The sequence below is a fragment of the Methanolobus sp. ZRKC3 genome, assembly GCF_045291275.1.
Lineage (GTDB): Archaea > Halobacteriota > Methanosarcinia > Methanosarcinales > Methanosarcinaceae > Methanolobus.
The window spans coordinates 2,019,524-2,046,480 of sequence record NZ_CP146982.1; the positions used below are offsets into that span (position 1 = coordinate 2,019,524).

Below are 26,957 nucleotides of genomic sequence, written 5' to 3' on the forward strand. Positions count from 1 at the left end.
TTACCTGCGCATGTTTTCAAGAATGTGTGCTCAGATATTGAGCTATGTGCCGGGCAAATTCATCGAAATCTTCCAGCCTGTCGGTCAAAAAATTATAGAGAATGCTTGTATCTATGTCCTCATATATGTGAACCAGGACATTCCTAAATCCTGCCGCCTGGGAGAAATCCTCAGCAAAGTCCCTAGGGATGATACCTTTTCTTCCAAGTGTCAGGAAAACAGTTCTGTAATCTTCCGGTCTCTCAAAACCTTCTTCGGAAATTATTATTTCTCCGATGTCGATTGCACTTTCAATGGCTAGCTGGAAATTCCTCTCAACCGCACTACGTAATTCATAATTCGTATCCAGCTCATTGCTACCGGAATCCACTGACTTCAGGTAGCTGACACACTTTTGCATGAAATTCAGTTTTCGGAGGATCTTACCTTCAGCAGCCATTCAAGCCAGTCCTTTTTCCATTATTCGTTCCAGAAGTATCTGGTTCATTAGATCTTCATGGTGCTTCCGATCCAGATACCTTGACATTATACGCTGCTCCACATCTATTTTCAGGCCCCTATCCCTTTCAAGTACAAGGACGTTGGGTTTTATTATCTCAAAACTCAAAACCGGAGAAGTGTCGTTGATCACAAGCAGATCGACACTGTTGTTCTTTAGGAAGGTCGTTAGCCGGGATATCAATTCGATACGCCTCTGGAACCTCTCTGTTTTTGATAAAATCTCTGAAAGGTAAATGCCTATATCTATATCACTCTGAGCGTTGGCCCTTCCCTCTGCTACGGAGCCGAAGAGATACACCAATTCCACATCCTGCTCCCCGTGGAAGAATTCTCTAAGAGATGATATAAGAGTGTCTTTATCCGGAGTTGTGGAAGTTGTATTCATGGGTATCGGTAAGGAAATATTTTCTAAATTTTTCTATGTGTCTATAAGTAATAAAGGTTGAGCAAAGTGCTGGCTGCGTCTTTGTAAAATGATGGGTGTTGGTGAGCTAGCTGAATTTAATCTGAAATCATAAGTGACCACAAAAGTGCAGGAGATTTGCGGTCACCCATTCAAGCGTAATGCGGGAAAATCTTGAAAATAGACCTGCACCAGCCTTAAATAACAATCCCACCCCATGAAAGTTCATGGACCTTACATACTGGTATCTCTTCCCTCTGGGAATAATTATCTCCGCCATAGTGATGTCGGCGGGGATATCAGGAGCTAATTTCTGGATACCGGTATACCTTTTCATTCTCAAACTCGACCCCCTGATCAGCTTCTGGCTGGCGCTGCTGACCATGGTCTTCGGATTCGGCAGTGGGGTCACCAGAAACCTCCACCAGCGCACGGTGAACTGGTACCTTGTGAAGAAGTACCTGATACCCACAATCCCCGGTGCCATCATAGGCTCGCTGCTCACAGCCCACCTGGACGCAAATCTACTGGTCATCATCTTCGGAATATTCGTGTTCATCTACGGAGTCTTCCTGCTCTACAACACCATCAGGTCAAAGCAGGAATGCCAGCAGCACAACACCATCTACTGGAAGTTCGGCTTCATGGCAGGATTTCTCAAAGGCCTCATAGCCACAGGACTTGGAAAGATAATAGTCCCCTGCATCTGGGACCACGAGAGGATCAAGAACCCAGCCGAGGTCATAGGCTCAACAGTGCTGATCATCTTCATAGTGGACATAGTGGCAGCCCTGACCCGCATGAACCCCGTCTTCGTGGACGCACTTCTCAACAACTCGGAACAGCTTATCGACATCATGACCTTCGTGGTACCCTCCGTACTCATAGGAGGCCAGCTCGGCCCCATGGCGATCAAGAACGTGAACAAGAAGGCACTGAGGATCTACATTTCACTGATGCTGATACTGGTGAGTTTCTTTATTCTGGGGAATGTGGGGAGTGGCGGGATTTGAGGAAATGCTTATGAGTTCTTATCATAGAGTTCTTTTACCATCTCAGCACAGGCAATAACATCTTTTTTTATTTGACATTCCCAAAATACGAGTACATCCCAACCTTCGAATTTGAGTGCTGCTTCCTTTTTTGCATCCCTTTCTTTGTTCTTCCTGAACTTCTCAGCCCAAAAGTCGGTATGTGATTTAGGTAGAGGCAGGTCACAATAAGGACAGCGGTGCCAGTAGCAACCATGCACAAAAATAGCAATCTTCTTGCCAGGATATGAAATATCAGGTCTGCCAGGAGCCTTTTTCCAATGAAGTCTATAGCCGGGAATCCCAATCTCCCTCAGAGCTTTTCTGAAAACGATTTCTGGTTTGGTGTTCTTCCCAACGTTGGCACTCATTACTCTTGAAGTGGCTTCTGATTCTGGTATTGGGGCACGACCGTCTCTGATGTACATGTTATCATATTATCTCCAATCAATCTATAAAAGAAGATTTGTCAAGACAAAAATCCATTATACTCAAAATAAGATCAACAGATATATATTATAATGATATATTTCTTCGAACATGAAAAATAGGCGATTGACAGTAGCAGATTTCTTCTGTGGAGCCGGAGGTTTCTCTGAAGGATTTAGACAAAATGACTTTGACCTTGTCTTCGCCCTAGATAACTGGCAACCGGCTATCAATACACATCACCTGAATCATCCTAACTGCAATGCCATAAAAATGAACATATTGGAGCTGGATACACCAGAGAAGATTGATGAAATAATTCCTGATGTTGATGTCATTATCGGAAGTCCACCTTGCGTCTCATTCTCAGATTCCAACAAAGCGGGAAAAGCAGATAAGAGCCTTGGTATAAAGTTGATAAAGGCATATCTTAGAATAATAGCATGGAAAAAGAGCAAAGGAAGTCTCAAGTATTGGCTGCTTGAGAACGTTCCCAATACAAAAAACTATGTCAAAGACATCTATACCTGGAAAGAACTTGGACTTCCGGGAAAAGGACCTGATTTACTGGTAGAAAAAAAAGATGTATTGAACGCTGCTAATTATAGTGCACCTCAAAAGAGGAAAAGATTCTTTTGCGGGAATTATCCACTCCCGACACCTACATGCGAGAACGAATTAGAATGGACCACAACAAGACAAGTACTAGAAGCTTTGGGAAATCCCTTCCAGAATGAACACAATGGAACGATAACAGATCCAAACTACGGATTATCAATTCCTGCTAATCTGCTCACTGACCATTTCTATGATACCCGAATTGCGGATTTCGAATGGGAGAATGCTAAGAGACTGAAAGAGGATCATGGTTTTATGGGGAGGATGTCATTTCCCGAAAATATTGATTGTCCAAGCAGAACTGTCGTAGCGACCAGATCCGCATCTACAAGAGAGGCCATGATACTCTACGCTGTCAATGAAAAAGGAAAACATATAGGGTATCGCTTGCCAACCATTCGAGAGATAGCTACTTTCATGTCGTTCCCTATTACCTATCAATTCGAAGCAGGTAACGAAAGTTCAAAATACAGACTTGTCGGTAATGCAGTCTGCCCAAAGTTATCATCGGCCTTTGCAAAAGCGATTCTAATCAACGAAGGAATAAAACCTTCAAAGGAATTCATTCCCTTACCAGATACAAAGCCATCTGTAGATTTGAGAGGAACAAAACGGAAAACAAAGGAACTTTGCAAGAGAAGGTATAATGCAAAATTTGCTAGACACATACCCTATATGAAAATCAAAGGATTCAGGGTGGAATTAAGCAATAAGGATTCAAACTTTGAGAAAGAAGATATAAAATGGTCATGCATCCTTCATCAAGGAAGTGGGAAAGGTGCACTTATGTGCAGACCAGATGACTGCAATCTTGGGAATATAATTCAAGAGATACGAGATTTTCGAGACTTTAAAGACGAGGTTCATGATAATTTCGAAGAGTTTGATATGGATCATACACATCTACAAGAGGCGTATGTAGCCAGATGTGAAAGTGAATACATTACGCCGGAACGTGTACTTGAGAAAATAAGGGAACTTGTAGACAGGCATTTCCCTGATGATGATGTCTTTTTTGACAACTCTGGAAGAATGATTGCAATCGATAGAAATAAAGTTCCTATCAGAGTAATTGCAGGAATGTATGCTTGTCAGTATTTTATAGAATGCCTTGAATGATAACTTTTATCTTTTGAGATGTAGATACATTTTCTTTTTAAATTTTATTTTTACATAAGAAAAATCCTAAGTCTTTGATTACCTCATTGTGCTTTTTTTACTTAATGAAACATTACCGCTAACTATGAGTTTTTTAGGATTTTTAGCCAATTTTTCAAGTACAGCAACGTAGATTAATCAAATCAATAATAGCTACATTTATTCTATATAGATAGAAAATATATTATAATTTGATGGAGTTGTGTTTTCCAAGAATACATTAAAAGAGAAATTTAGCTTAGATTAGTGAAATAAATCACCATATCAGCTATAAATCAATAATTAGAGGAAGGAATAGGATGGAAAAATCACTCAGAATTGAAAAATTGAACGAAATAAAGAAACAAACACCTTACATGACAGGAATTCGCATACGATACAAAGGTGAAATAAAGGAATTCGATGCTTACAAAATACCTTTAGAATATCTAATCTACAATAAATATAATGGCAGGATTGGTAGCTCGGTAAAAAGCTATGAAAAACAATATCATGAAATTGATCCAGAAGACTCTGATCATAAAAAAATAATTGAAAAATTCCTATGGGACTCAAAAAAAGATAGAAACAAGATGACAGAACAAAATCTTGTTGAAAATGGACAGAAAAGACATGGTATTGTAACAGCAGACGGGATAATTATTGATGGTAATAGAAGATCCATGCTTCTTAATAGAATTTATGCAGAAAGAGAAAACTGGCAAAAGAAAGGAACTAACGTTGATAATTGTAAATTTTTCATCTCAGTAATATTGCCTGAAGATGCAGATCCAAAAGAAATTCAAAGATTGGAGACTACTTATCAGATGGGGGAAGACGAGAAACTTGATTATAATCCTGTTGAGAAGTATCTGAAGATTAAAGATTTGCTTGGATATGGTTTTTCATCTTCAGATATAGCAAGCATGATGCTTGAAAATGAGAGGCAAATAAAAGAGTGGATTGAAATAATGAATCTTATGGATCAGTATTTAGAATACCTCCATTATGATGGGATTTATACTCGTCTTGACAAGACCGAAGGACCCTTAGTTGATCTCAATAATTACATAAAAAGATATCAAAATGGGTCACAGTTTGTTGGATGGGACTATGATGAGATGGATCTAAATGAAATGATGCTTTTGAGTTTTGATTACATACGTGCTAGGTATGAAGGCAAAGATTTTAGAACCATAGCAAAACCTAGTAGAAAAGAAAGCATCTTCTGTAAATCAGAAGAATTGTGGAATTCATTTTTAAAAGACCACAAGGAGACGATTCGTGAACTTCCTGAGGAAGCAGTCGAAGAACTAAGAGCAGAACATTCTACTGAGGATATATCGAAGCTGCTTCGCTCAAGAGATGAGGACTGGAAAAAAGAAGTGGCACCAATTCTTAAAGGTAACTTAGACAAAGCAGAAAATAGACTAAAGGATTTGAATGATGCAAACCAACCTTTGGAACTTGCTAAAAAAGCACTCAATGCCTTGGAATCTGTGAACACAGAAATAGAAGAGTTCTTTAAAAGCAAGGAGGTTCTAGATGTTCTTCAACAAATCAATAAATGTTCTCTTGAATATATGAATACAATAAATAATCATAAGCACTGATTACGATGCCAAAAATAACATTGGATTTGGATGAAGAAAATAGTGAATATGTTCTGTCGGGAGATGTCGAGAATGCATTGTCTGATATTTCTGTGAAATCATTCCTTTTTAATTTTCTTCATGCATCTGTAAAAGATGAGAATACAATTAGAGTTCCATTTAAAGAAGATGATAAAGAAAGTGTCCTGAAGAAAATCCATAAGCTTTTGAGCAGGTATGGGCTCTCAGAAGACCATACTCAAAAAATGGATAAGGTAATGGATGACTTTTATCGTGAAGAACAAAACTTTAAGATTTTTGCAAAGAAAGCTGAAGAAATCAAAGCGAACAGATGCGATAAAGACGATTTCAAAAAATTCTCTGACTCCTTAATAAAATACCTGCCAGAAAGGACACTATACCCCCTACAATTATTGTCTGCATATCACTTAGCATTCTCGCAGAACTCATGTAATTTTTCGGTCCCGGGAGCAGGTAAAACAAGTGTCGTTTATGGAGCATATGCTTACCTAAAGAGCCTTCCTGATGATGACCCAAAAAAGGTTGACAAGATACTTGTTGTTGGTCCACTAAGTTCCTTTGGTCCGTGGGAAAATGAATTTGAAGAATGCTTCGGCAGAAATCCATCTTCAAAAAGGTTGCTAGGTACCTTTAGCAGAGAACAAAAAGTGGACTATCTGTATTCAATGGAAACTTCAGAACTAACTTTGATTGGATATCAAGGGTTAATTAATCTTGTTGATGAGGTCGCTGCTTTCCTTCGAATGAATAAGGTCATGGTGGTCCTTGATGAAGCACATAAAATTAAAAATGTAGAGGGCGGCATAATTGCACAATCAGCTCTTGCGCTTTCAAGGTATTGTCGTTCAAGAGTTATCCTTACTGGTACTCCTTTACCCAATGGATTCCAAGATTTACATAATCTATTTAAGTTCATCTGGCCGACTAATGATATAATAGGGTATAACATGAGTCAGCTCAAGAAGATGTCTTCAAATCTTTCTGACAAGAGGATTCCTTCGTTGATAAACAACATTTCTCCTTATTACATAAGGATAAAAAAGACAGATTTGGGAATACCTGCTCCTATAGAACACGAACCAATTAGTGTAAAAATGGGACAAATCCAAAGAGAAATATATGAATTTATAGAGAACAAGTATATTGCATCCCTCCAAGGAGAAACACAGTCACTATCTTTTAGAAATAATATAACTAGAGCAAAGATTGTTCGTTTAATGCAGGCAGCAACTAACCCTGCTTTACTTCAAAAACCTCTTGAAGAGTATTATAGAGAGCAAGGACTTTCTGATAACCTCATGCTCGATGATTCTGAATTTTTGTCAAAGATTTCAAATTATAATCATTTGGAGAAACCAGCAAAGTTTGTTGCAATAAAGGAATGTATAATGCCAATGATTGCAGATGGAAAAAAAGTAGTCATTTGGACTATTTTTGTTCAGAATATTCTTGATCTCATGTCATATCTTAATGAAATTGGAATATCCTCTAAAGCAATATATGGAGAAGTTCCCGTTGACAATGATGAAAATGATGAAAATGCAGATACAAGAGAATCAATAATAAGAGATTTCCATAATCCAGATAGTTCATTCAAAGTACTATTGGCAAATCCATTCTCGGTTTCAGAAAGTATTTCCTTACACAAGGCATGCCACATTGCAATATATCTTGAAAGGAATTTTAATGCAGGTCAGTTTATACAATCAAAGGATCGTATCCATAGATATGGTTTAAAGCCAAACGATGAAACTCACTACTACTACCTTACAAGCGAGCAATCGATTGATGAAACCATACATGATAGACTTATATTTAAAGAGAAACGGATGAATGAGGCAATAGAAAGCCAAGCTATACCTTTATTCTTTAATGTATTGAATGAAGAACTTGCTGATCAGGATATTAGAAAATTGATTGATGACTATGTTGAACGAAATAGCAAATCATAACAATCTCGGATCATTTGATGAGATTGAATATGTAATTCAGAGAATAACTGAAGAAGGAACTAAACAATCAGACCTCGAAAAACATTGTCTAAATAATAAGGATTTCTTTCGCATTCCCACCTCAGGTGTAATCTCATTGCTTGTTGGAATTACATTCATCAATAGACAAGAAGAATCATTATATCTACAAGAGAGTGGAAAAAAGTTCCTCAATTCTACAAATAGAAATGAGTGTCTAATTATTGCAATTGTGGAACTTTTAGCTAATGCAGACAGCTCTGATTTTATATTGGGAGAAAAGGTGAGATACGACACTTACCTTAACAAATATAAAATAGACAGGAATTCAATACCTCTTAAATATTCAGGAATCCGAAATTTACTTTTGAAGCTCGGTTATTTCCACGAGGATAGTATCAACAAATCAATACTTCTGATAGATGATGAATTTTTTAAGCTAACACATGAACCGATTTCAAAGAGTCTTAAGAAAAAAACTATTGAAGATTTAAAGCGAGATTTAGATAGAAAAGCAGAGTATGGGCTTATTGCAGAAGAATTTGTAGTTGCATATGAGCAAAGGAGAATCACAAACAAAGTTGATTCAATCAAAAGAATTTCTGATATAGATACCACGGCAGGATTTGATATTCTATCCTACAACCAAGATTCATCTATGGAATATGACAGATACATTGAAGTTAAATCATATACATCGAAACCAGCATTTTTCATCACGAGAAACGAGTTTAAAGCTGCTAAACGTTTTAGAGGCAAATATTATTTGTATCTTGTAGACAGATTAAAAATTAACATGCCTGATTATGACCCAATGATTATATCTGACCCATATGATTCTCTTTTATCTAAACCAAGTGGATGGAAAAAATCATGTGTCCAGTGTCATTTCATCAAAGATGATTTTTGATTTGAATCCGGGATTTTTCAACTCTGTAGATAAAATATTTTCTACTTTCACCCTCGTTGAATAAATTTTAATTGAGTAGACGTCATAGAGTTTCTAATTAGCTATCCTCAGGCAACTGTTACAATCCATCACCCCAATCCTAATATACACTTCCCAACAATTTACAAACCTGGGAGAATCACATCATGAAAGTCTCAATCATAGGTTCTGGTTATGTTGGCTCGGTTTCTGCGGCTTGTTTTGCGGAGCTTGGGCATGAGGTCATCTGTATAGATATAGATGAGGAAAAGGTAAGGCAGATCAATGCTGGAATTCCGCCCATCTGGGAGGAAGGGCTTGGGGAGCTTATGGAGAAGCATGCCGAGAAGCACCTTATAGCCACATCGGATTACGATTATGCGGTGCAGAACACGGATGTTTCCTTTATCTGCGTGGGTACGCCCTCGGATGAGGACGGGAGTATCGATCTGTCCATAGTGAAGGCTGCCAGTGCCAGTCTTGGCAAGGCGATTGCGAAGAAGGATCACTATCATACCGTGGTGGTGAAGAGTACCGTTGTGCCTGAGACCACTGAGAAGGTGGTACTGCCGATCATCGAGGATTACTCCGGGAAAAAGGCAGGTAAGGACTTCGGTATTGCCATGAACCCTGAGTTTTTGCGAGAGGGCAAGGCAGTCTATGATTTCATGCACCCTGACAAGATAGTGGTGGGTGCCATAGATGAGAGGTCTGGATTTGCCGTGTCCGAACTGTACAGGAAATTGGACTGCGAGGTCACTCATACCAACCCCAGGACAGCGGAGATGATCAAATACGTTAATAATTCCTTCCTGGCCACCAAGATATCCTTCGCCAACGAGGTCGGGAATATCTGCAAACAACTTGACATCGACACCTACGAGGTCATGGACGCCGTGGGCACAGACTTTAGGATCGAGCGTATGTTCCTCAACAGCGGTGCAGGTTTTGGAGGCTCATGCTTCCCCAAGGATGTCAAAGCCCTCATAGGCAAGGCTAAGATAATCGGTTACGAACCCGAACTGCTCAAAGCCGTGGTCAGTGTCAACGACAGGCAGCCCCTGAAGATGGTGGAACTGCTACAGGAGAAGCTAGGTGAGCTTAAAGGCAAACGGGTAGCCGTACTGGGACTTGCGTTCAAGAATGACACCGACGACATAAGGGAATCCCGCTCCATACCCGTGATCGCAGAACTCCTGCGCCTTGAAGCAGACGTTGTTGCCTACGACCCCATGGCTGCTGAGAGCATGCAGAAGGTCTTTGGCGGTATCAAGTACAGCAACAGCGCAGCAGAAGCCCTTAAGGATGCATACGGCTGTCTCGTCATGACCGAGTGGGACGAGTTCAGGGAACTTGACAGCGAATTTGAGAGCATGGCTGACAGGGTCGTCATCGATGGCAGACATATGATAAAATCGAAGGATATTAATACAAAAATTGACTATGATGGAATCTGCTGGTGAGCAGATCCAATGAAAGATGACAAAAAACTAAAAGAGGATACAAACGGCAGGATACACTCTCTGGACCAGGAACAGAGAAGTCTTGGAAAACGCCTGCGTGCAGTGGAAAGAAGGCTTTCCATGGGCGATGTCCCGGAAGGAGAGGGTACCTCCTGCGACCCTGAGCTTGAGGAAGATATCGACAGTATAAAGGAAGATATCCTCACCCTCAGGTCCGAAATGGATGAGCTGAAAGCTAAGAGCGCATCCACACTGATCCTCAATAACGAACTGCAAAACATAGAGCAGGATATCCTGGAGCTGAAGCAGGAAATGGGCAGACTGGAAGAGGAGAAATCCAGGCTGAGCACCCTGCTTGAACAGTCCAACTCCGAAGATAGAGAGCGATCCTCAGCCGAACTGCGAAACAGTATAGAGCAGCTCAACGCACGTCTTGAGAGGTCAGAGAAACGGGACCGCATCAATATAGGTTCTGTGAAGGTACCTGTTGAGCTTTCGGGTATCGTGGGCGCTGCCATCCTGATCCTCACAGGGATGCTCATCACACAGAGCAGGTGGGATATCATAAGGTCAGCCAACTTCTCATTCGGAATAGCATTTGCACTTGCAGCGGCAGTACTCATCAAATTCTATATTGCCAACCGCTCCGAAGGACAGTGAGAAGAAGTAGAGTTCAGGGAGCCGGAGCCTTCCTCACCTTTACCAGAAAATCGTTGCTGTAATCCATATAGCCTTCCTGCATCACTTTTACTGATATGTAAGCCTCATTCTTACCGGGAGGCAGGGAAACATTGTTGAAGCTGAAAACAAACCTGCCCTCCCCGTCTGTAACTCCCCCCACGACCTTATCCCTACAGGGACTCCAGACTATTACATTGGCGCCACCTACAGGCAGATCCCCCTGATCGAATACCTGCAATAACAGTTCAGGAGAGGGGGCGTAGTCCCCATATATAGTGAAACTGCTGTTGTTCACTGTGGCATACATGGCTCCCACTACCATGGGAGTGCTGAGCACAGCGGACATTATGGCACACATGCCCACCATCCCTATTATTGTCATACCACCATGCGTATGGGCAGGCCTATGGCTGCAACCTCATCTGAAAGTAATGGAGTGGATCTCATAAGAACAAATAAAAAAAGGGCTCTGTAGAAAACCTACTTTCCATTTTATTTTAGCATAATAATTTAAAAAGGATTAATCCCCTGAGTATTACTTACCACAAGAAAACACAAGGGGGATGATTGTGTTTTGTCTAATAAGTACTTAAAGTTTGTTGATACAGCACTAGCTGTATCAGGAAACTCACACCTTCAGATCTATAGTTGCAAATATTCTAAAAGAAAATACACACAACATCAGCTACTAACATTGGTTTTGCTGAAAGAATATCTTAATGAAGATTATAGAGATATTGTTGAACTTGTCGAAGTAATGGATAAGGTCAAATCAAGGATTGGACTAAAACAGGTTCCACACTTTACCACTCTTCATAAATTCATTACAAGAATCAAGTCTGTTTATTTTAATGGATTGCTACAACAAACACTAAAACTATTTTATTCTCATGGGGAACAAATAAAGATTACCGCCATTGATTCAAGTGGATTTACTAGTGGTCATTGTAGCTACTATTATTCTTGGCGAACAGGAAAGAAGCGTAGATCATTCCTAAAAACTAGTATTTCTGTTGATACTGGAAAGTTCATTATTACTGGTTTTAAGATATCAGGCAAACCTGTGCATGATGCAAAGCATGCAATGAAATTGCTAAAGCAATGTCATAAAACTCGCAGATCAAAGTACTACGTGATGGACAAAGGTTATGATTCTGAAGAGATACATTCACTAACAAGAGACGAATTTAATTCAATTGCCATGATTCCTCTAAGACAGAGGAAAAGGAAGAAGATCAAAGGTAAATACCGTAGAAAAATGGTATGGGAATTTGACAAAGCATTGTATCATAACAGAAATTTGGTAGAAACGATGTTCTCTGTTTTGAAAAGAAAATATAGTGAAGAGATCAGGGCTAAAAAGTATTGGAATCAAGTGAAAGAGGTCAAATTCAAGATATTAGTACATAACCTTGACAGGTATGTCAAGGTTATTTTTATTATTCAAATGAGGATTTCTACAGAGCCAAAAAAAGATATCAGGACTATGATGTCCTGACAACCATTACAGCATCCGTCTTCTCATAATCATAGAAACCATTGGATGATATTGTCAGGTCCATGGTCCCCTCGTTCTGATTGGATGCAAGGCTTATGGGTGCCCCGTTATTGGAACTGTCAGTGATAAGCACACAGCAACCGTTATCATCGGTTACGTTGGTTGCAACACCACCAAGTCCTCTCAATACCACATTGGCATCCCTCACCGGATATCCGTCAGGGTCCTTTGCTGTAACCTTCACCTCAACTGCAAAAGGAGTCTTTGCAACAGTCGAGTCCACTATTATAGTATTGCCAGGGTTGAGGGTCTGGCCCTGCTGACCCGCCTCATCCACATTCACTGCCATGTTCTTCGTGGGCGGAGGGATTATTGCAATAAGTGCAGCCAGTGCCACCATACCGACCACGAGCATGACCACTATGTTTATTGGAAGCTCGATGGCTGAATCATCATCAAATAATTTATTTAGCATTATCATAAATACCACCACGCTCTAAAAAAATAACTTTCTATATAAATTTTATGTTTTGTATCTATATTTTTATAAAGTTTTGCTGATAATAAATAATCGTTACATTCATGTACCAATACCTTTCTTTAAACTCACATGAAAAAGATAGTCATCATCGATTACGGACTCGGTAACCTCAGGAGTGTCTACAAAGGACTGGAACACGCTGGTGCCGATGTTGTAATATCCAGTGATCCCGTCGAGATACTGGCAGCTGACGGGGTCATCCTGCCCGGGGTTGGTGCTTTCAAGGATGCAATGAAGAATATCGAGAAGCTGCTCGACACCATCCATGAATACGTGGATTCCGGCAAGCCCATGCTTGGCATCTGCCTGGGACAGCAGATCCTCATGACAGATTCTGTGGAGGGAGGACACACAGAAGGACTCGACCTTGTGAAAGGAAAAGTGCTCAGGTTCCCACACTCGGAACTTAAAGTGCCCCACATGGGATGGAATTCCATCACAATCAGCCAGAACCATCCTTTTTTCAAAGACATACCTGACGATACATACGTTTACTTCGTACACTCATACTACGTGGACACAGAAGAGAAGAACACGCTTAGCTCATGTGAATACGGTACAAAATTCGCCGCATCCGTTGTCAACGATGCTGGTAATGTGATAGGTACCCAATTCCACCCTGAAAAGAGCGGGGACATAGGACTGAAAATGCTTGAGAACTTCGTTGCAATGTGTTAAGGACTGATAATAATGGATATAGAAGGCTACGCAAAAAGAGGATTGAGGGCCAATGAGCCGGAGATGGAACTGGAAGACAAGCTCACCTCAAGAATACTGGAAGTTAAGAGAACAAGTCCCGAGCATGCGCGCAAACTCGCACAGGCAACCATAGTGGAAGCAAAGGCAACCCTGGTGCTCAAGGGAGATGTGCTGGAGCCCACCATATCAGGAGTGAGCATGGGAGAGTTCGGTGTCGGTTCAAGGGGCATGGGTGACTTCTATACCCACGAGAAGATAGCGGAGGTCATAGGAAAGACCGATGCTGTTGTGGATACCACACATCTTGATGATTCCGGGGTCGTTAGCACAGGAGATTCCAACGAATATATCATACTCACAGTGGACGGCATGCACTCCAGACTCAGTGACTACTCCTTCCTTGCAGGTTTCCACGTTGCAAGAGCTGCACTTCGGGATGTCTATGTAATGGGTGCAAGACCCGTGGCAATGCTTTCAGACATCCATGTTGCCGATGACGGGGATGTTGCCAAGATCTTCGACCACATTGCCGGAATAACCACGGTTGCAGAACTTTCCAGAATACCACTTATCACAGGAAGCACACTGCGTATCGGCGGAGATATGGTCATAGGAGAGCGCATGACAGGTGCTGTGGGTGCTGTGGGTGCATCATCAGACCTGACATCCCGTATACAGACACAGGTGGGAGATGTCATCCTCATGACAGAAGGCGCAGGTGGAGGAACAATTTCCACCACAGCCCTGTACTATGGTATGCATGACGTAGTGGATGAGACCATAAACATCAAATTCCTCGAGGCATGTGACAAACTCTTAGAATCAGGCCTTACAGAGCACATCCACGCCATGACAGATGTCACAAATGGCGGAATACGCGGGGACGCAAAGGAGATATCAAGGACCGCTGGCGTGAAACTGGTATTTGAGGAAGCCGAGATGAGAAAGCTCGTCAACCCAAGGGTGCTCGAGATGCTGGAATCCCTGGAGATAGACTACCTGGGAGTTTCACTGGATGCCCTGCTCATCATCGCACCTGGAGAAGTGGCTGAGGATATCATGAAAGCCATTCGTACAGCAGATGTTGATATCAGCATCATAGGAAGGGTCGAGGAAGGCACAGGTTCACTCATAAATATAGATGGGGAACTCAGGGACTTTACACCACGCTTCAGGGAATCCGCTTATACCCCTATCAAGAAAATGATAGGTGAGGAAGAGCCACGCGATTTCGAAGAAATGAAACTGGCGATCGACAAGGCCAGCCTTGAAGCAATTGAAAAGAAAAAGAGAGTCATGGAACAAATAAAGAACAGGTGAGATTCAACTCTCACCTTCTTCTATCTCTTCTTTAAGGTGCTCCACTGTCAGCAGCACACCGTCCTTTTCAAGAATACTTACCTTTTCATCTTTTTCCAGTACCTCAGCAGAGCGTGCCTTCCAGTACTGACCTCTGTGAATTACATAGCCATTCTTTTCCGGCTCTATTCTTTCATGTACCCTTGCCGTATCACCAATAAGCTCTCCGAACTTGGGCCTGCTCTTGCGAACCTTTACCACCTTGTATATCACAAATACCAGGAACAATCCGAGAACCACTGTCGGCGCAAGTACCGATATTATTATGGTCTGCTGGAACTCGGCAGGAGTGTAATTTCTTGGGAAGTCCGTTGGTGCAAGCAGTATACTGCCTGCCATGATACAGACCAGCCCTGCAATTCCAAACACGCCAAACCCGGGAGCCTGGAATTCCAGTATCAACAGCCCAATACCCACCAGTATGAGGAAAATAGAGCCTATATTAACATCAAAACCCGTACCAATCAGACCCAGAGAAATGGCAACTACTCCGAATAGTTCAGCACCAAAGCCAGGGTTGGATATTCCCAGAATGATGGCATATACACCCAATAAAAGGAGCAATGAAGATACTATAGGATTGGAGATTACGTTCATAAAGGCAAGCCGCAGGGGAGCCTCATAATTCACTATCTGCGCATCCTTAGTTTCAAGCGCCCTGCCCTTGACCTCCAGGCCATCCATCTGCTCAAGCAGATCAGGAATTGACGGAGAAACATATTCTATCACTTCATACTCAAGGGCGGTATCGGCATCAAGATTAAGGTTCTTTGTAATGAATTCCTCGGCAGCAGTCTGGTTCCTGCCATATTTTTTGGCATTTTCCGTTGCCCTCTTGACCAGGGCATTAACCACCTTGGAGTCCTCAATAGGCTCAACCCCTCCGGCAGAGAGAGTTACAGGCTGAGCTGAGCCTATTATGGTAAAGGGAGCCATTGCTGCAACATCTGTACTGATAAGAATAAGAGTGCCTGCAGACCAGGCTTTCGTACCTTCCGGGTAGACATACCCGATAACTGGCACATCCGTTTGTGCGATCTGCTCAATTATCTTGAGGGTTTCATCAAGTCCCCCGCCCGGGGTGTTCAAAGTGATGACCAGAGCCTCATAATCCTCATTTTCGGCAAAAGCTATGGCATCGGCTACGATATCATCGGCAACCGGAGTTATGGAATCAGATATTTCCAGCACCAGTACCTGCTGATCCGAACCTGCCTGTGCGACTCCTGAAAACAGGAATAATGTCACGAAAAAAAGAATTATGAAGGGGGCACAAGTCCTGTGCCTGTATCCCATGATATCCCCTTCATTATTTGTTTGCAAAAGCTTTCGACATGGCCGCGATCTGCCCAACCTCTGTGGTTGTGGTAACAACGATCATGTTCTTTTCCCGGGCTATCTCTGCAAGGGTCTGCAGTTCCCTGAGCTTGATGGTCACAGGCACTTCCTCGTACAACCTTGCTGCATCCTTCATCTTCTCAGCAGCAATGAACTCACCATCTGCAAGGATGATACGGGCACGCTTTTCACGCTCTGCTTCTGCCTGTTTTGCAATGGCACGCAGCATGGTGTCATCGATGCTGACATCCCTGATGGTCACACTTGTAACCTTGATACCCCAGGGGTCTGTGGAAATGTCCAGCAGTTCCTGGATCTTGAGATTGATCTGATCCCTCTTGGACAGTACATCATCCAGCTCTATCTGCCCGATGACATCCCTTAGCGTGGTCTGGGACAGGGTGGAAGTAGCATATTTGTAGTTCTCCACCTCGTTCACAGCCTTTGATGGCTCTATGACCTGATAATAGACAACAGCATCAACCGACACAGTGACATTATCCTTGGTTATTACAGCCTGTTTCGGCACATCTATGGTAACCACACGCAGGTCAATTTTGACAACCGTATCGATGACAGGGATGATCAAGAACAGACCGGGACCCTTCACACCGCTTAATCTTCCAAGACGGAAGATAACAACACGTTCGTATTCGTTAACTATCTTGATAGCCTTTGATAATATTAAAACAACAATTACGGCTACCGGTATTATAAATTGTTCCAGAACCACATATACCACTCTCCTGATTGAAATGTATTGAATAATAAAAAGAGTGATAAAGTTAAATACACATCGGTGTTTGTTCAAATTCAAAATATAAATAGGAGGTTGGGCCTGATTTTCTTGTTTGAGGGGATGTACATGAATAGCAAAATGTTATCATTTAACTAATAATATTCAGGCCCAACAAATTGTAAAACACATTGATTGTTTATTAATGTGATTGATTTTGATGTTAATAATCTCAAACAATGAAGTCAAAAACAATAGCAATACAATGATATATAAATAATATACATATAAATATGTGATATATTAATACAGCAATTTATGCAAGCAAAGAAATAAATCCTATATATACTATTTATGACACGATACAATGAGTGAAAAATGTGAAAAATGTGACGGACGTGGTTATAATGTCGTCGGCACAAAGAAATGCCCCGAATGTAAAGGGGAAGGTAAATCTAAATCTGTTGACCTTATGAAACTCTCGGAAAAGGAAGTTAGTAATTTCCTGAGAAACGGCTCATCCTGCAGTAAATGCAAAGGGAAAGGCGAACTGGAAATGAGAGATGAATGTATGGCGTGTTCCGGCAAAGGAGCCTTCTACAAGTGCAAGGTATGCGGAGTAGCAGTTGATGGACTTTTCAATGGAGAAGAGGTCTGCCCGTCCTGCGCTAAAAAACAAATTGTCTATAAACTGGATGATTCCTGCGATATCAACGAAATGGATGTCGGTAAACTTTACCACGCCGTCGTCAGGAATATTGCTGATTTTGGTGTTTTCGTTGATCTGAACTCGAACATGACAGGACTTATCCACTCCAGCAACATGAAAGACAAGCTGGAAGTTGGTGAAGCGGTCATTGTCAACCTCAAGGAGATCAAACAAAGAGGAAAAATGGATCTCGTTCCTGTAAAGGTGAAGGAATACGAGACGATAGGACTGGAAAAGAGTCTACCAGTAATACTTACATCGGAACTTCCAAACCATGTGGGAAGGACACTCAAAGTGGAAGGAGAGATCATACAGATCAAGCAAACAGCAGGACCTACCATATTCACAATTGCTGATGAAACAGGACAGGTTTCCTCGGCTGCTTTTGCAAGTGCAGGGGAAAGAGCTTATCCAGAGATAGAATCAGATATGATCGTGTCCGCCATCGGAGAGATAACTTCTCGCAGGGATGGGATCCAACTTGAGATCAAGGGCATGAAACAGTTGAGCGGACCAAGGGAAATAGACATCCGCAAACGTATAGAATCTGCACTTGATAAGAGGGCCGAACCCCACGAGATAGAGTTCATGGTAAAAAGTGAGGTCCTTGAGAAACTCAGGCCTGCCATGAAGGAAGTTGCCAAGGTCATCAGAAAGGCGATCATCACCTCCACACCCATACTGCTACGCCATCATGCGGACGCTGACGGTATGACTGCGGCAGTAGCCATTGAGAGAGCCATACTCCCACTCATAAGGGAAGTGAATGGTTCAGATGGAGAATATCATTTTTACAAACGTGCACCATCAAAGGCACCTTTCTATGAGGTCACTGACGTTGTAAGGGATATCAATTACGCACTTGAGGATGTTGCCCGCCACGGACAGAGGATGCCTCTTGTTGTAAATGTCGATAACGGATCAACACTTGAGGATGTACCTGCCATGAAACAGGCACAGGTATACGGTATTGAAATGGTAGTTGTTGACCACCATCACCCTGACGCGGAAGTGGACCAATACCTGGAAGCACATGTGAATCCTGCCCATGTGGGAGGAGACTTCGGCATGACTGCCGGAATGCTCTGTACTGAAGTGGCACGCATGATCAATCCTGAGGTTGAAGCCGAGATCAAACACCTGCCTGCTGTGGCTGCAGTTGGTGACAGATCAGAAGCAGATGAAGCAAAGGTCTACATCGACATGGTATCTGACCAGTACAGCCTGCAGGATCTGAAAAATATTGCACTTGCCCTTGACTTTGAAGCATACTGGCTGAAATTCAACAGTGGTAAAGGCATCATCGATGACATACTCAACTTCGGAGACACAAAGATCCATAAGAACCTCGTCAAACTGCTCTGCGAGCAGGCAAACGGAATGATAGGTGAGCAGCTAGAAGTATGTATGTCCCATGTGAAATCACAGGAACTACCAAACACAGCCATACTCAATGTGCTGGATGTTGAGAACTATGCTCACAAATTCACGTTCCCGGCACCTGGAAAAACCTCAGGTGAAGTCCACGACAGGATCTGCAGGAAATTCGAAGGCAAACCTATAATCACAATAGGATACGGACCGGACTTTGCAGTCATACGCTCAAAAGGCGTTAAGATGAACATCCCCGTTATGGTAAGAGAACTGCACGACGAGATCAAGGGCGGCGGAGTTAACGGAGGAGGACACCTTGTGGTAGGCAGTATCAAATTCGTAGAAGGAATGCGTAGCGAAGTACTTTCCAAGCTTGTAGAAAAAGTAGGAAGCGTAGATGTAGAATAATACATCTACATCTTTTTTATTTTAACTTATCTTTATTCAGTCCACGCGTACGATGCTTACAAGTGACTGGACAGGAACCTCAGCTATCTCCTCGGACCCGCTCTTGTCAACCAGAACTGCTATGGCAACCGGTTTTGCACCTGCGAGCCTCAGATCGGTCACAACATCGCTTACCGTACGACCAGTGGTTATCACATCATCCACGATCACGCAGCTCTTTCCTTTTATGCTTCCAAAGTTCCTGCTGAAAGCACCTCTGGTATTCTCATCGTCCTCGTGCTCATTGTAAGCATGATAAACAGATAATTCGGAACCCATTTCATCAGCCATCAGGCTTGCAAGTGGAACGCCGCTAAGACCTATGCCCACAACCATTTCAACATCCTGGTCAGTCTTTTCCAGAGTCTCGACCACCATATCACACAGGGCAATGCTGATATGCCTGAGCCTGAAAGAGCTCTTGCCGATACTGCTCCAGTTGACTGAAATATCCTTGGGTGCAGGAGATGCCTCTTCTTTTTTTGAGCGTGTCAGAAGCCATGTTGCCGTCTCCCGGGAAACATTAAGCTCATCTGCGATCTGTCTTGTGACAAGGCCGTTTGCCTGCAATTCCTCAGCTTTCCGGATTAATTTATCAATGTTCTTCATGTGAACCCCGAATTATACAATTACTTTATTTTTCCAATATGTAATCAGAGATGTTATATTTTTCTTTTGCGCCTTTTCTTCAGGGCAGAACCACAAACAGGGCAATCATCACCTGAATCGAATTTCCTGCGGCATCCCGTGCACTGCTTTTCCCATATGATTACGTCACGTATCTTTTTTTGCACCACAGATACAACTTTGATGCCCAACATGCTGGCAACATTCTGCACAGCATAATCATCGGTAAGCAAAATGGAATCATCCTTATACTCGAGAGCCTTGGCCAGTACATCTATGTCGGTTGAGGACAGCTCCTCGCAATCCCTTGATCTGCTGGCAGTGTTCAACACAGTTATCCTGCATGCCTTATCGGGGACTTCAACCCTTACACCCGCTTCAAGAGCCAGATCGAATCTCAAGGAGGCTTCCTTGCTCTTGAGTTCCTCAACAACAGAAACAACAGTTATAGTCTGCCGGGGATCAATTTCCTTTCCCATGATGAAGACCGCTGAATCTGCAATATAGTAAACCATCAGACTGTATTAGCATAGTATCTCTAGTTAAGCCTTTGGAGTTGAAGAGAACAGTACCGCATGTGGCAGTCACTTATAAGTATATGCGGATTAATATATTATCACTATATAGACGCGAGAGTGATTACTTTGAACAGACTATCCACCGGAATAGAGAACCTTGACAAAAGATTAGAGGGAGGATATCCTCAGGGAGAGGCAATCCTTTTTACAGGAGAGGCAGGCACGGGAAAAACCATTTTTGCCCTCCAGCTTCTACATCAGGCATGTAAGGATGGAAAGAAATGCATGATGATAGCCACAGAGGAAACACCGGATAAGATACAGGTACACTCCAGGTTGCTTGGAATGGACCTTGAACCCTACATCAGCAACGGACAGCTCTCAATCGCACGTATGTTCGAGATGAGGGCTGAGAATTCTATCATTATGGACAAGAATGGAAACGTCATGAATTTCCAGGCAGAGGACCTGCAAAACCTTGTAAACCTAGTATCAGATGATGTGGAAGTAATAGTTGTGGACAATCTCGGTACTTTCGCCATGGGTTCTGAGATCAAGCAATTCAAGGATAAGCTGGAAACACTTACCTACACACTTGTTAAACAGAACAGAACCACGATCATAGTCATGGATGAAGCAGCCCATCAAATTACACACAGGATCGCAGAGTATTCCACATATGGAACCTTGAAACTTATGGTCAAGGAGAATCCATATACAGGAAAGATGGAACGCTTCATGTACATCCCCAAGATGCGGGGTACGAACATTTCACTTGACTTTATCAACTATGAAATTACCGAAAATGGAGTCAAACTCTTCCCTTCAAAGAACAAGAATAAATAATAGAGTTGACACTTCCTGAAGTGCAGGTCGGTAACATGGACATCAGTAAAGCTAAAGAGATCATTGTAGAGTTTATCAGGGAAAGGACAGAAGAAGCAGGAGCAAAGGGAGCTGTGATCGGCATCAGCGGAGGGATCGATTCTGCCCTGACAGCATACCTTAGCGTAGAAGCTCTTGGAAAGGAGAATGTGCTTGGGATCCATATGCCTGAACTGAATATTACGCCTGCAGAAGATGTACTCGATGCCACAGAAGTCGCACAGCGTCTTGGAATTGAGTTCAAGACAATTGATGTATCCGGGCCCTTCGAATCATTTCTAAAAGCCATGCCCGATAGCGAGGAATCAATATACCATGCTAACGGGAATCTCAAAGCAAGGATACGCATGTCAATGCTCTATTATTATGCGAACATGATGAACCGGGTCGTCATGGGTACAGGCAACAAGACCGAGATCTTGTTAGGATATTTCACAAAATACGGAGATGGAGGCGTTGACCTTGAGCCCATTGGAGATATTTACAAGACCGAGGTAAGGAAAATGTCACAGCTGATGGGAATACCAGATGAGATCATAGATAAGGCACCATCTGCAAGGCTATGGGCTGACCAGACTGATGAGGAGGAACTTGGAATAACATACCCTCAAGTTGACAGATTCCTGGCACTTTTACTTGAAGGGGAAAGCCCGCAGGTGGCACAGAATACCCTGGGACTGACAGCAGAGCAAAGAGATTCGGTTATCTCAAGGATAAATTCAAATCTCCATAAACAAAAAACAGCTCCGATTCCTGAAATGAGTTCACTCAGGTAAAAGATACTGGATATTACCTTCCAGGAAAAAGAGGGACTTCTGAATCTTCAGATCTGACCAAAGGTTTGGCAAGATGTCGTCTTGCACATGGAGGCACTTCATAGAACCCGGGTTTCAGACCTCTTTCTAATTTTATTAATTCCGGATCTGTAGCACTTGTACCACATTTTTTGCAGCGATATCCCTGACCTGCTCCTGCAGACTTCATCCGTTTGCCACACGATGGGCATTCAGGATTTCTTTTTTCAAAATCTTCAACAATGGAAAGAATATTGATCTTCTCAACATTCAGCGTACCGTCCATGACACTGCCATACACCACTACCCCATCACCGGGCAAAAGATTGCGGATAATTTCCCTGAAGTTCTTGGTGGGTTCAAAGGCTGCGCAGTCAATTGTATCACCAAAAGTATCTTCCAGCACAAAGATAGAATGACCGCCCCGGATGGTCTCTGCTTTGCTCTGCACAGTCCCTTCCAGTATGTATGAATGCATACCCTCGATCTCACTGATACTACTTGCAGACAGCAGGTGCATGTCGGTTCCCTGGTTTGTCTTGAAGATACGTGAACGTTCCACAGACTCCGATATTATCAATTCCGCAGATTCTGACACAGAGGACTTGCTGTTTCCACGTATGCCAAAAAGTACCGGATCGGGAGAATGAGGTACACAGACCACAAGATCATTCACAAAGTCCACAGAGTCCCATGTATTGGGATAGGTCTTCCTGTCAGCCCCATAGACGGATCCTATGTCAACAGAACGGGAACTTCCCCATACATCCTGTTTTCTGTATGCAAGATATTCGTAAGTATGATCCCAACCAGGATTCAGCATTGCCCCACAGGCTGCAAGAGAACCGATAAGGCCACGTCCATTCTTGAAAGTCCGAAACTCCAGACCAAGCTTCGCTGCAAGGTCCTTTGCATCATCTATGGAGATGACATCGGTAACTGCACGCCTGAAGAAAGCACCAAGCTCCTGTTTCACCTGCTCATATTCCCCATCCATGACAAAGGCCACACCCGGGTTTGTAGTGTCACATTCCAGTCTGGAAAATGATGATACCCTGGAAACCACATGCTCAATGACAGCCTGCGGGTCAGCACAGTCAATACATATTGCCACTGATGCATTACCACGGGTCTTATGAGGAATTGTAGGGTTCAATCGGATAAGTAAAGGGTCGGCTAGCAAAGTGCCAAAAGCAGAAAGTTCATCGATTAATAGTGCTGCCAGGTACGTGGTACACATCCCTTCCCGGGAATCGGTATCATCTATTCCTATGATCATTTATTACAACAGGCTCCTTCTCAGGCTACCTGATATGCTTTATAACAGTTAAATTATTCCGCTGAAATTCGAGTTGATTAAAGGTTCAATCAATTACTGCTAAAGGCAATGTTATGTGGATCTTCGTGCCCTTACCCTCTTCACTTTCCGCCCGGATGTTTCCCCCATGGGCTTCGATTATACTCTTACAAAGATGAAGACCGAGTCCATTTCCACCGTATCTGCGAGTCCGGGAACCATCAATCTGGTAAAAACGCTTGAATATATGCGGTAATTCTTCTGGAGAGATACCTATACCACTATCCTCCACGATGATATGTACACTCCCTTCTTCAGGGAAGGCCGAAACTTCGATATTCCCTGTATTAGGGGTGAATTTCAGTGCATTGTCAATAATATGGAAAAATACCTGCTCAATGTAAGTTGGATTACCCCATATCAGAGGTAATGATTCACATATGTTCGTTTTGATCTTAGTAACCCTATCACCCATTATGAGGGTCATGTCATAGAGCAACTTTTCAATGAAATCCTTAATGAAGATCATATCAGTATTGTACTCCACAGTTCCCGAATGAACATTTTGCAGGTAGAGTATGGAATCAATGAGCCTCCCCAAGCGTTGCGAACCCTGTACAATACTGTCCACACCCTTCTTCTGTCCTTCATTCAAAACACCAAGATGCCCTTCTGAAAGCAGATCACTATAACCTTTTATGGATACAAGGGGAGTTTTTAGCTCATGTGTGACGTTTGCAAGGAACTCATCCTTCTGGATATCAAGAGAGGCAAGTTCACGGTTCTTCCCTGTAAGTTCTTCTGCATACGCCTTCAGAGAGGTTTCATCTTGCCGTTTCTTGATAATCTTCCACAGCCCTTCCATCAGTAACGAGATCTGGCGAATATCAGAAGTATCGTAATTTGTCCCCTTGTTTCCGACACCCACGATCGAAACTATCTTATCATCATCAAATATAGGAGCACCAAGATGATTCCTTATTTCCATATGCCCATTAGGATAGCCTTTTTTCAGAGGATTGGGGTCAAGCAGATTGTTTGTTATGATCGGCCTTCCCTGCCTGATGGCCTCCCCCCAGATACCGGTATCCTCTATGACATACTCAGTTTGGTAATTGTCAATATTGCACTTATCTTTGGTACTTTCCGACCATGAGTGCATGGACAGTACAGATTCATCCTCGTTGACAAAACCTATGTATCCAACCTGGCTACCGGTTAGCTCCACGGCTTTTTCAAGTGCAAAATGGATTATTTGGCGGTCAGTGGACTTGACCATATGGTTAAGTTCGACCAGTGCTTCCAGACGCGATTCATCAAGAAGGAGAGCCTTTTCAGCCATTTTGCGCTCTGTGACATCATTCCCGGAAACAAGAACACCAGCAAACTCATCATTTTCGCTAATGGGGGTAACATGATATCTTATTAGTCTTTCTTTTCCACTTTTGGTCAAAGCAGGCAGTTCGACATCATTCAAAGTGTCAATCTCACCTTTCATGAACTGTACGAAATAGTTAAGATAATGATGCCTGTAAGCCTCTGCTGCACATAATTCAAAGGGGTTCTTACCGAACAGTTCAGCCTCCGAATATCCAAGTACCTCACAACCTTTTTTGTTAATAAGGTTCAGGTTCATGGCAGAATCTGTAGCAATGATCATAACATCAGCGATGTCCAGATAGCGCTGAGCAGTTTCTTTTTCCTTTTTCAGGTCATCATATGCTCTTTCACGTGCAGCTATAGCCTTATTTTTTGTCACATCATTGAAAAGTAACTGATTATGGCCATCGTCCAACTTTGAAAAATGTATTTCAATATCCTTTACAGAACCGTCTTTGCACCTTAGTGAACCCTCAATTGGGAAATTTGCCAGCTCATCGGAGTCTGTGTTTTTCACGAGATCATAACAGAATCTGATTAGTTCATTTCCGGCTGATCCATCAGAATAGACGGCTCCCCACCATTTATCAAAAGAAGAGAGATCACTAAGTGCGTATCCAAAAAAATCAGTGAACCTTTTATTGACATAAATGGTATTCAACTGTGAATCCAACAAAGCTACAGCCATTGGCAAATGATCTACAGCGTTTTTAAAATTGATCTCACTTTGTTCGGGCATCGAAACTCATTCCAAAACTTTAATATGCAATCAAGGGAACTATTCAAATAAATATTAACTATTTTGTATATCCCTCTATTTTTAAAAGTATATTAAATATGTTTGTCACTATATTATTATACCAATGGTATCAATTAATGCATACAGCTTCTATTTTTTTACATACAGCCCACCTTAATTTGCAATGCTGTTTATAAACAATGGATACGTTTATATAGATGTGCAAACACAGTTTAGCCCGTAATGACGAAAGAGATTCTGATACATCAGATCATTGATGTATTGAAACGAGCAGAGTTTACCATTTCAAAACGCTGCAATATTAGACCTCGAAGTTTTGATCTTGCTGCCCGTAATTCCGATACTCTTCTTTTTTGTAAGGTTTTGTATAACATCGACGGATTGAACGAAGAGACGGCACGAGAAATGAAGAGCCTTGCCCGTTATCTTGGAGGATCTGCACTATTGATAGGAGCGAAGACCAGAGACCAGATGCTTGAAGACAGTGTAGTGTATATGCGTTATAATATACCTGCCGTGAGTATCCAGACACTTTATGATTATTTTGTAGAAGAAGTTCCGCCCCTTGTATCTGCAGCTCCCGGAGGACTCTATGTCTCCATTGATGGAAACGTCCTTAAAGATGCACGTATGAGAGTGGAAATGTCAATTGGAGCACTGGCAACAGAGTTGGGTGTTTCAAGAAGGACCATCAGCAAATATGAAGATGGTGGGATGGATGCATCCATTGATGTGGTACTCCATATGGAGGAACTGCTTGATGTTGCATTGGCAAAATCAATAGATATACTCCAGTGTTTTGAAAAGAGATCCATGAAAAAAGAAGATCCTGCAGATGATACATTAAAAGAAACATCTCACGATGACGGTGTTTTGAGTATGATGCACTCTCTTGGCTATCAGGTCATGTCAACCAGCCAGGCACCCTTTAAAGCCATATCCAAGGACACATCGGATACATTACTCACAGGCATCAGTAGTTACAGCAGCGCAATGATAAAGCGAGCTGACCTGATGAGCAGCATATCAAGCGTGGCACAGACAAAATCCGTGTTTATCATCGACGGCCAAATCAAATCGGAAACAGTCCTGAACACAGTTCTTATCGAAAAAAGGGAACTCGATCTGTTATCAGGAGCTGAGGAACTTGCTGAGCTCATAGATGAAAGGATCAAAAAGTACAATGTAAATGCATGATCA

25 protein-coding genes are annotated in these 26,957 nt (G+C 42.3%); 14 read left to right on the forward strand and 11 right to left on the reverse strand.

What is annotated here, in order from left to right:
* Window positions 1-16: 16 nt before the first annotated feature.
* Window positions 17-439 carry a type VII toxin-antitoxin system HepT family RNase toxin gene (gene hepT / locus V7O66_RS10320; RefSeq protein WP_406660234.1) on the reverse strand — a complete coding sequence of 141 codons (423 nt, stop codon included), beginning with the start codon at window positions 437-439 and terminating at the stop codon, window positions 17-19.
* Window positions 440-886 carry a type VII toxin-antitoxin system MntA family adenylyltransferase antitoxin gene (mntA, locus tag V7O66_RS10325; RefSeq protein ID WP_406660235.1) on the reverse strand — a complete coding sequence of 149 codons (447 nt, stop codon included), beginning with the start codon at window positions 884-886 and terminating at the stop codon, window positions 440-442.
* Between the two features lie 245 nt (window positions 887-1,131).
* Between mntA and V7O66_RS10330 the strand changes: the two genes are divergently transcribed.
* Entirely contained in the window at window positions 1,132-1,917 is a 786-nt protein-coding gene (locus tag V7O66_RS10330; protein ID WP_406660236.1) for a sulfite exporter TauE/SafE family protein, read from the forward strand.
* Window positions 1,918-1,925: 8 nt separating this feature from the next.
* Here the strand turns inward: V7O66_RS10330 and V7O66_RS10335 are convergent, their stop codons facing one another.
* Entirely contained in the window at window positions 1,926-2,363 is a 438-nt protein-coding gene (locus V7O66_RS10335; RefSeq protein WP_406660237.1) for a very short patch repair endonuclease, read from the reverse strand.
* Between the two features lie 112 nt (window positions 2,364-2,475).
* On the opposite strand from V7O66_RS10335, the gene V7O66_RS10340 reads away from it, so the two are divergent.
* The 6 genes from V7O66_RS10340 (at window position 2,476) to V7O66_RS10365 (ending at window position 10,774) form a co-directional block, all read left to right on the forward strand.
* A complete protein-coding gene (locus V7O66_RS10340) occupies window positions 2,476-4,101 on the forward strand; it encodes a DNA cytosine methyltransferase (protein ID WP_406660238.1) in 1,626 nt (541 codons plus the stop codon).
* Window positions 4,102-4,439: 338 nt separating this feature from the next.
* Entirely contained in the window at window positions 4,440-5,732 is a 1,293-nt protein-coding gene (locus V7O66_RS10345; protein WP_406660239.1) for a hypothetical protein, read from the forward strand.
* A gap of 5 nt (window positions 5,733-5,737) precedes the next feature.
* Window positions 5,738-7,705 carry a DEAD/DEAH box helicase gene (locus V7O66_RS10350; RefSeq protein WP_406660240.1) on the forward strand — a complete coding sequence of 656 codons (1,968 nt, stop codon included), beginning with the start codon at window positions 5,738-5,740 and terminating at the stop codon, window positions 7,703-7,705.
* Window positions 7,683-8,633 (forward strand): DUF3883 domain-containing protein, encoded by a 951-nt coding sequence (locus tag V7O66_RS10355; protein WP_406660241.1) that lies wholly within the window; start codon window positions 7,683-7,685, stop codon window positions 8,631-8,633. Before V7O66_RS10350 ends, V7O66_RS10355 begins: the two co-directional genes overlap by 23 nt.
* Before the next feature lie 185 nt (window positions 8,634-8,818).
* The gene (locus V7O66_RS10360) at window positions 8,819-10,114 is read left to right on the forward strand and encodes a nucleotide sugar dehydrogenase (RefSeq protein WP_406660242.1); all 1,296 of its coding nucleotides are present in this window, start codon (window positions 8,819-8,821) and stop codon (window positions 10,112-10,114) included.
* Between the two features lie 9 nt (window positions 10,115-10,123).
* Window positions 10,124-10,774, forward strand: a complete 651-nt coding sequence (locus tag V7O66_RS10365) for a hypothetical protein (RefSeq protein ID WP_406660243.1) — start codon at window positions 10,124-10,126, stop codon at window positions 10,772-10,774.
* A 13-nt stretch (window positions 10,775-10,787) separates the two neighbouring features.
* Here the strand turns inward: V7O66_RS10365 and V7O66_RS10370 are convergent, their stop codons facing one another.
* Window positions 10,788-11,177 carry a carboxypeptidase-like regulatory domain-containing protein gene (locus V7O66_RS10370; protein WP_406660244.1) on the reverse strand — a complete coding sequence of 130 codons (390 nt, stop codon included), beginning with the start codon at window positions 11,175-11,177 and terminating at the stop codon, window positions 10,788-10,790.
* Window positions 11,178-11,369: 192 nt separating this feature from the next.
* Between V7O66_RS10370 and V7O66_RS10375 the strand changes: the two genes are divergently transcribed.
* Window positions 11,370-12,293, forward strand: a complete 924-nt coding sequence (locus V7O66_RS10375) for an IS5 family transposase (protein ID WP_406660245.1) — start codon at window positions 11,370-11,372, stop codon at window positions 12,291-12,293.
* Here V7O66_RS10375 and V7O66_RS10380 read toward each other — a convergent pair.
* On the reverse strand, window positions 12,280-12,774 hold the full coding sequence (locus V7O66_RS10380; protein ID WP_406660246.1) for a carboxypeptidase regulatory-like domain-containing protein: 495 nt from the start codon (window positions 12,772-12,774) through the stop codon (window positions 12,280-12,282). The two genes, V7O66_RS10375 and V7O66_RS10380, sit on opposite strands and share 14 nt — an antisense overlap.
* A gap of 129 nt (window positions 12,775-12,903) precedes the next feature.
* Between V7O66_RS10380 and hisH the strand changes: the two genes are divergently transcribed.
* Both hisH and V7O66_RS10390 read left to right on the forward strand, forming a co-directional pair.
* On the forward strand, window positions 12,904-13,512 hold the full coding sequence (gene hisH, locus V7O66_RS10385; RefSeq protein ID WP_406660247.1) for an imidazole glycerol phosphate synthase subunit HisH: 609 nt from the start codon (window positions 12,904-12,906) through the stop codon (window positions 13,510-13,512).
* Between the two features lie 12 nt (window positions 13,513-13,524).
* The gene (locus V7O66_RS10390) at window positions 13,525-14,853 is read left to right on the forward strand and encodes an AIR synthase-related protein (protein WP_406660248.1); all 1,329 of its coding nucleotides are present in this window, start codon (window positions 13,525-13,527) and stop codon (window positions 14,851-14,853) included.
* Window positions 14,854-14,856: 3 nt separating this feature from the next.
* Here the strand turns inward: V7O66_RS10390 and V7O66_RS10395 are convergent, their stop codons facing one another.
* Window positions 14,857-16,188, reverse strand: a complete 1,332-nt coding sequence (locus V7O66_RS10395) for an NfeD family protein (protein ID WP_406660249.1) — start codon at window positions 16,186-16,188, stop codon at window positions 14,857-14,859.
* A gap of 13 nt (window positions 16,189-16,201) precedes the next feature.
* On the reverse strand, window positions 16,202-16,963 hold the full coding sequence (locus V7O66_RS10400; RefSeq protein WP_406660250.1) for a slipin family protein: 762 nt from the start codon (window positions 16,961-16,963) through the stop codon (window positions 16,202-16,204).
* Between the two features lie 370 nt (window positions 16,964-17,333).
* Between V7O66_RS10400 and V7O66_RS10405 the strand changes: the two genes are divergently transcribed.
* Entirely contained in the window at window positions 17,334-19,457 is a 2,124-nt protein-coding gene (locus V7O66_RS10405; protein ID WP_406660251.1) for an OB-fold nucleic acid binding domain-containing protein, read from the forward strand.
* Window positions 19,458-19,493: 36 nt separating this feature from the next.
* On the opposite strand, the gene V7O66_RS10410 is transcribed toward V7O66_RS10405, so the two are convergent.
* The gene (locus tag V7O66_RS10410) at window positions 19,494-20,105 is read right to left on the reverse strand and encodes an orotate phosphoribosyltransferase-like protein (protein ID WP_406660252.1); all 612 of its coding nucleotides are present in this window, start codon (window positions 20,103-20,105) and stop codon (window positions 19,494-19,496) included.
* Window positions 20,106-20,158: 53 nt separating this feature from the next.
* The gene (locus tag V7O66_RS10415) at window positions 20,159-20,638 is read right to left on the reverse strand and encodes an NOB1 family endonuclease (RefSeq protein WP_406660253.1); all 480 of its coding nucleotides are present in this window, start codon (window positions 20,636-20,638) and stop codon (window positions 20,159-20,161) included.
* A 129-nt stretch (window positions 20,639-20,767) separates the two neighbouring features.
* Here V7O66_RS10415 and V7O66_RS10420 point away from each other — a divergent pair, with 129 nt between their 5' ends.
* Together V7O66_RS10420 and V7O66_RS10425 are read left to right on the forward strand one after the other, a co-directional pair.
* Entirely contained in the window at window positions 20,768-21,487 is a 720-nt protein-coding gene (locus V7O66_RS10420) for an RAD55 family ATPase (RefSeq protein ID WP_406660254.1), read from the forward strand.
* Window positions 21,488-21,522: 35 nt separating this feature from the next.
* Window positions 21,523-22,302 carry an NAD+ synthase gene (locus tag V7O66_RS10425; protein WP_406660255.1) on the forward strand — a complete coding sequence of 260 codons (780 nt, stop codon included), beginning with the start codon at window positions 21,523-21,525 and terminating at the stop codon, window positions 22,300-22,302.
* 13 nt (window positions 22,303-22,315) lie between these two features.
* On the opposite strand, the gene V7O66_RS10430 is transcribed toward V7O66_RS10425, so the two are convergent.
* Both V7O66_RS10430 and V7O66_RS10435 read right to left on the reverse strand, forming a co-directional pair.
* A complete protein-coding gene (locus V7O66_RS10430; protein WP_406660256.1) occupies window positions 22,316-23,599 on the reverse strand; it encodes a DUF1743 domain-containing protein in 1,284 nt (427 codons plus the stop codon).
* Window positions 23,600-23,684: 85 nt separating this feature from the next.
* On the reverse strand, window positions 23,685-25,736 hold the full coding sequence (locus V7O66_RS10435) for an ATP-binding protein (protein ID WP_406660257.1): 2,052 nt from the start codon (window positions 25,734-25,736) through the stop codon (window positions 23,685-23,687).
* Between the two features lie 243 nt (window positions 25,737-25,979).
* On the opposite strand from V7O66_RS10435, the gene V7O66_RS10440 reads away from it, so the two are divergent.
* Entirely contained in the window at window positions 25,980-26,954 is a 975-nt protein-coding gene (locus tag V7O66_RS10440; protein WP_406660258.1) for a transcriptional regulator, read from the forward strand.
* Window positions 26,955-26,957 lie beyond the last annotated feature (3 nt).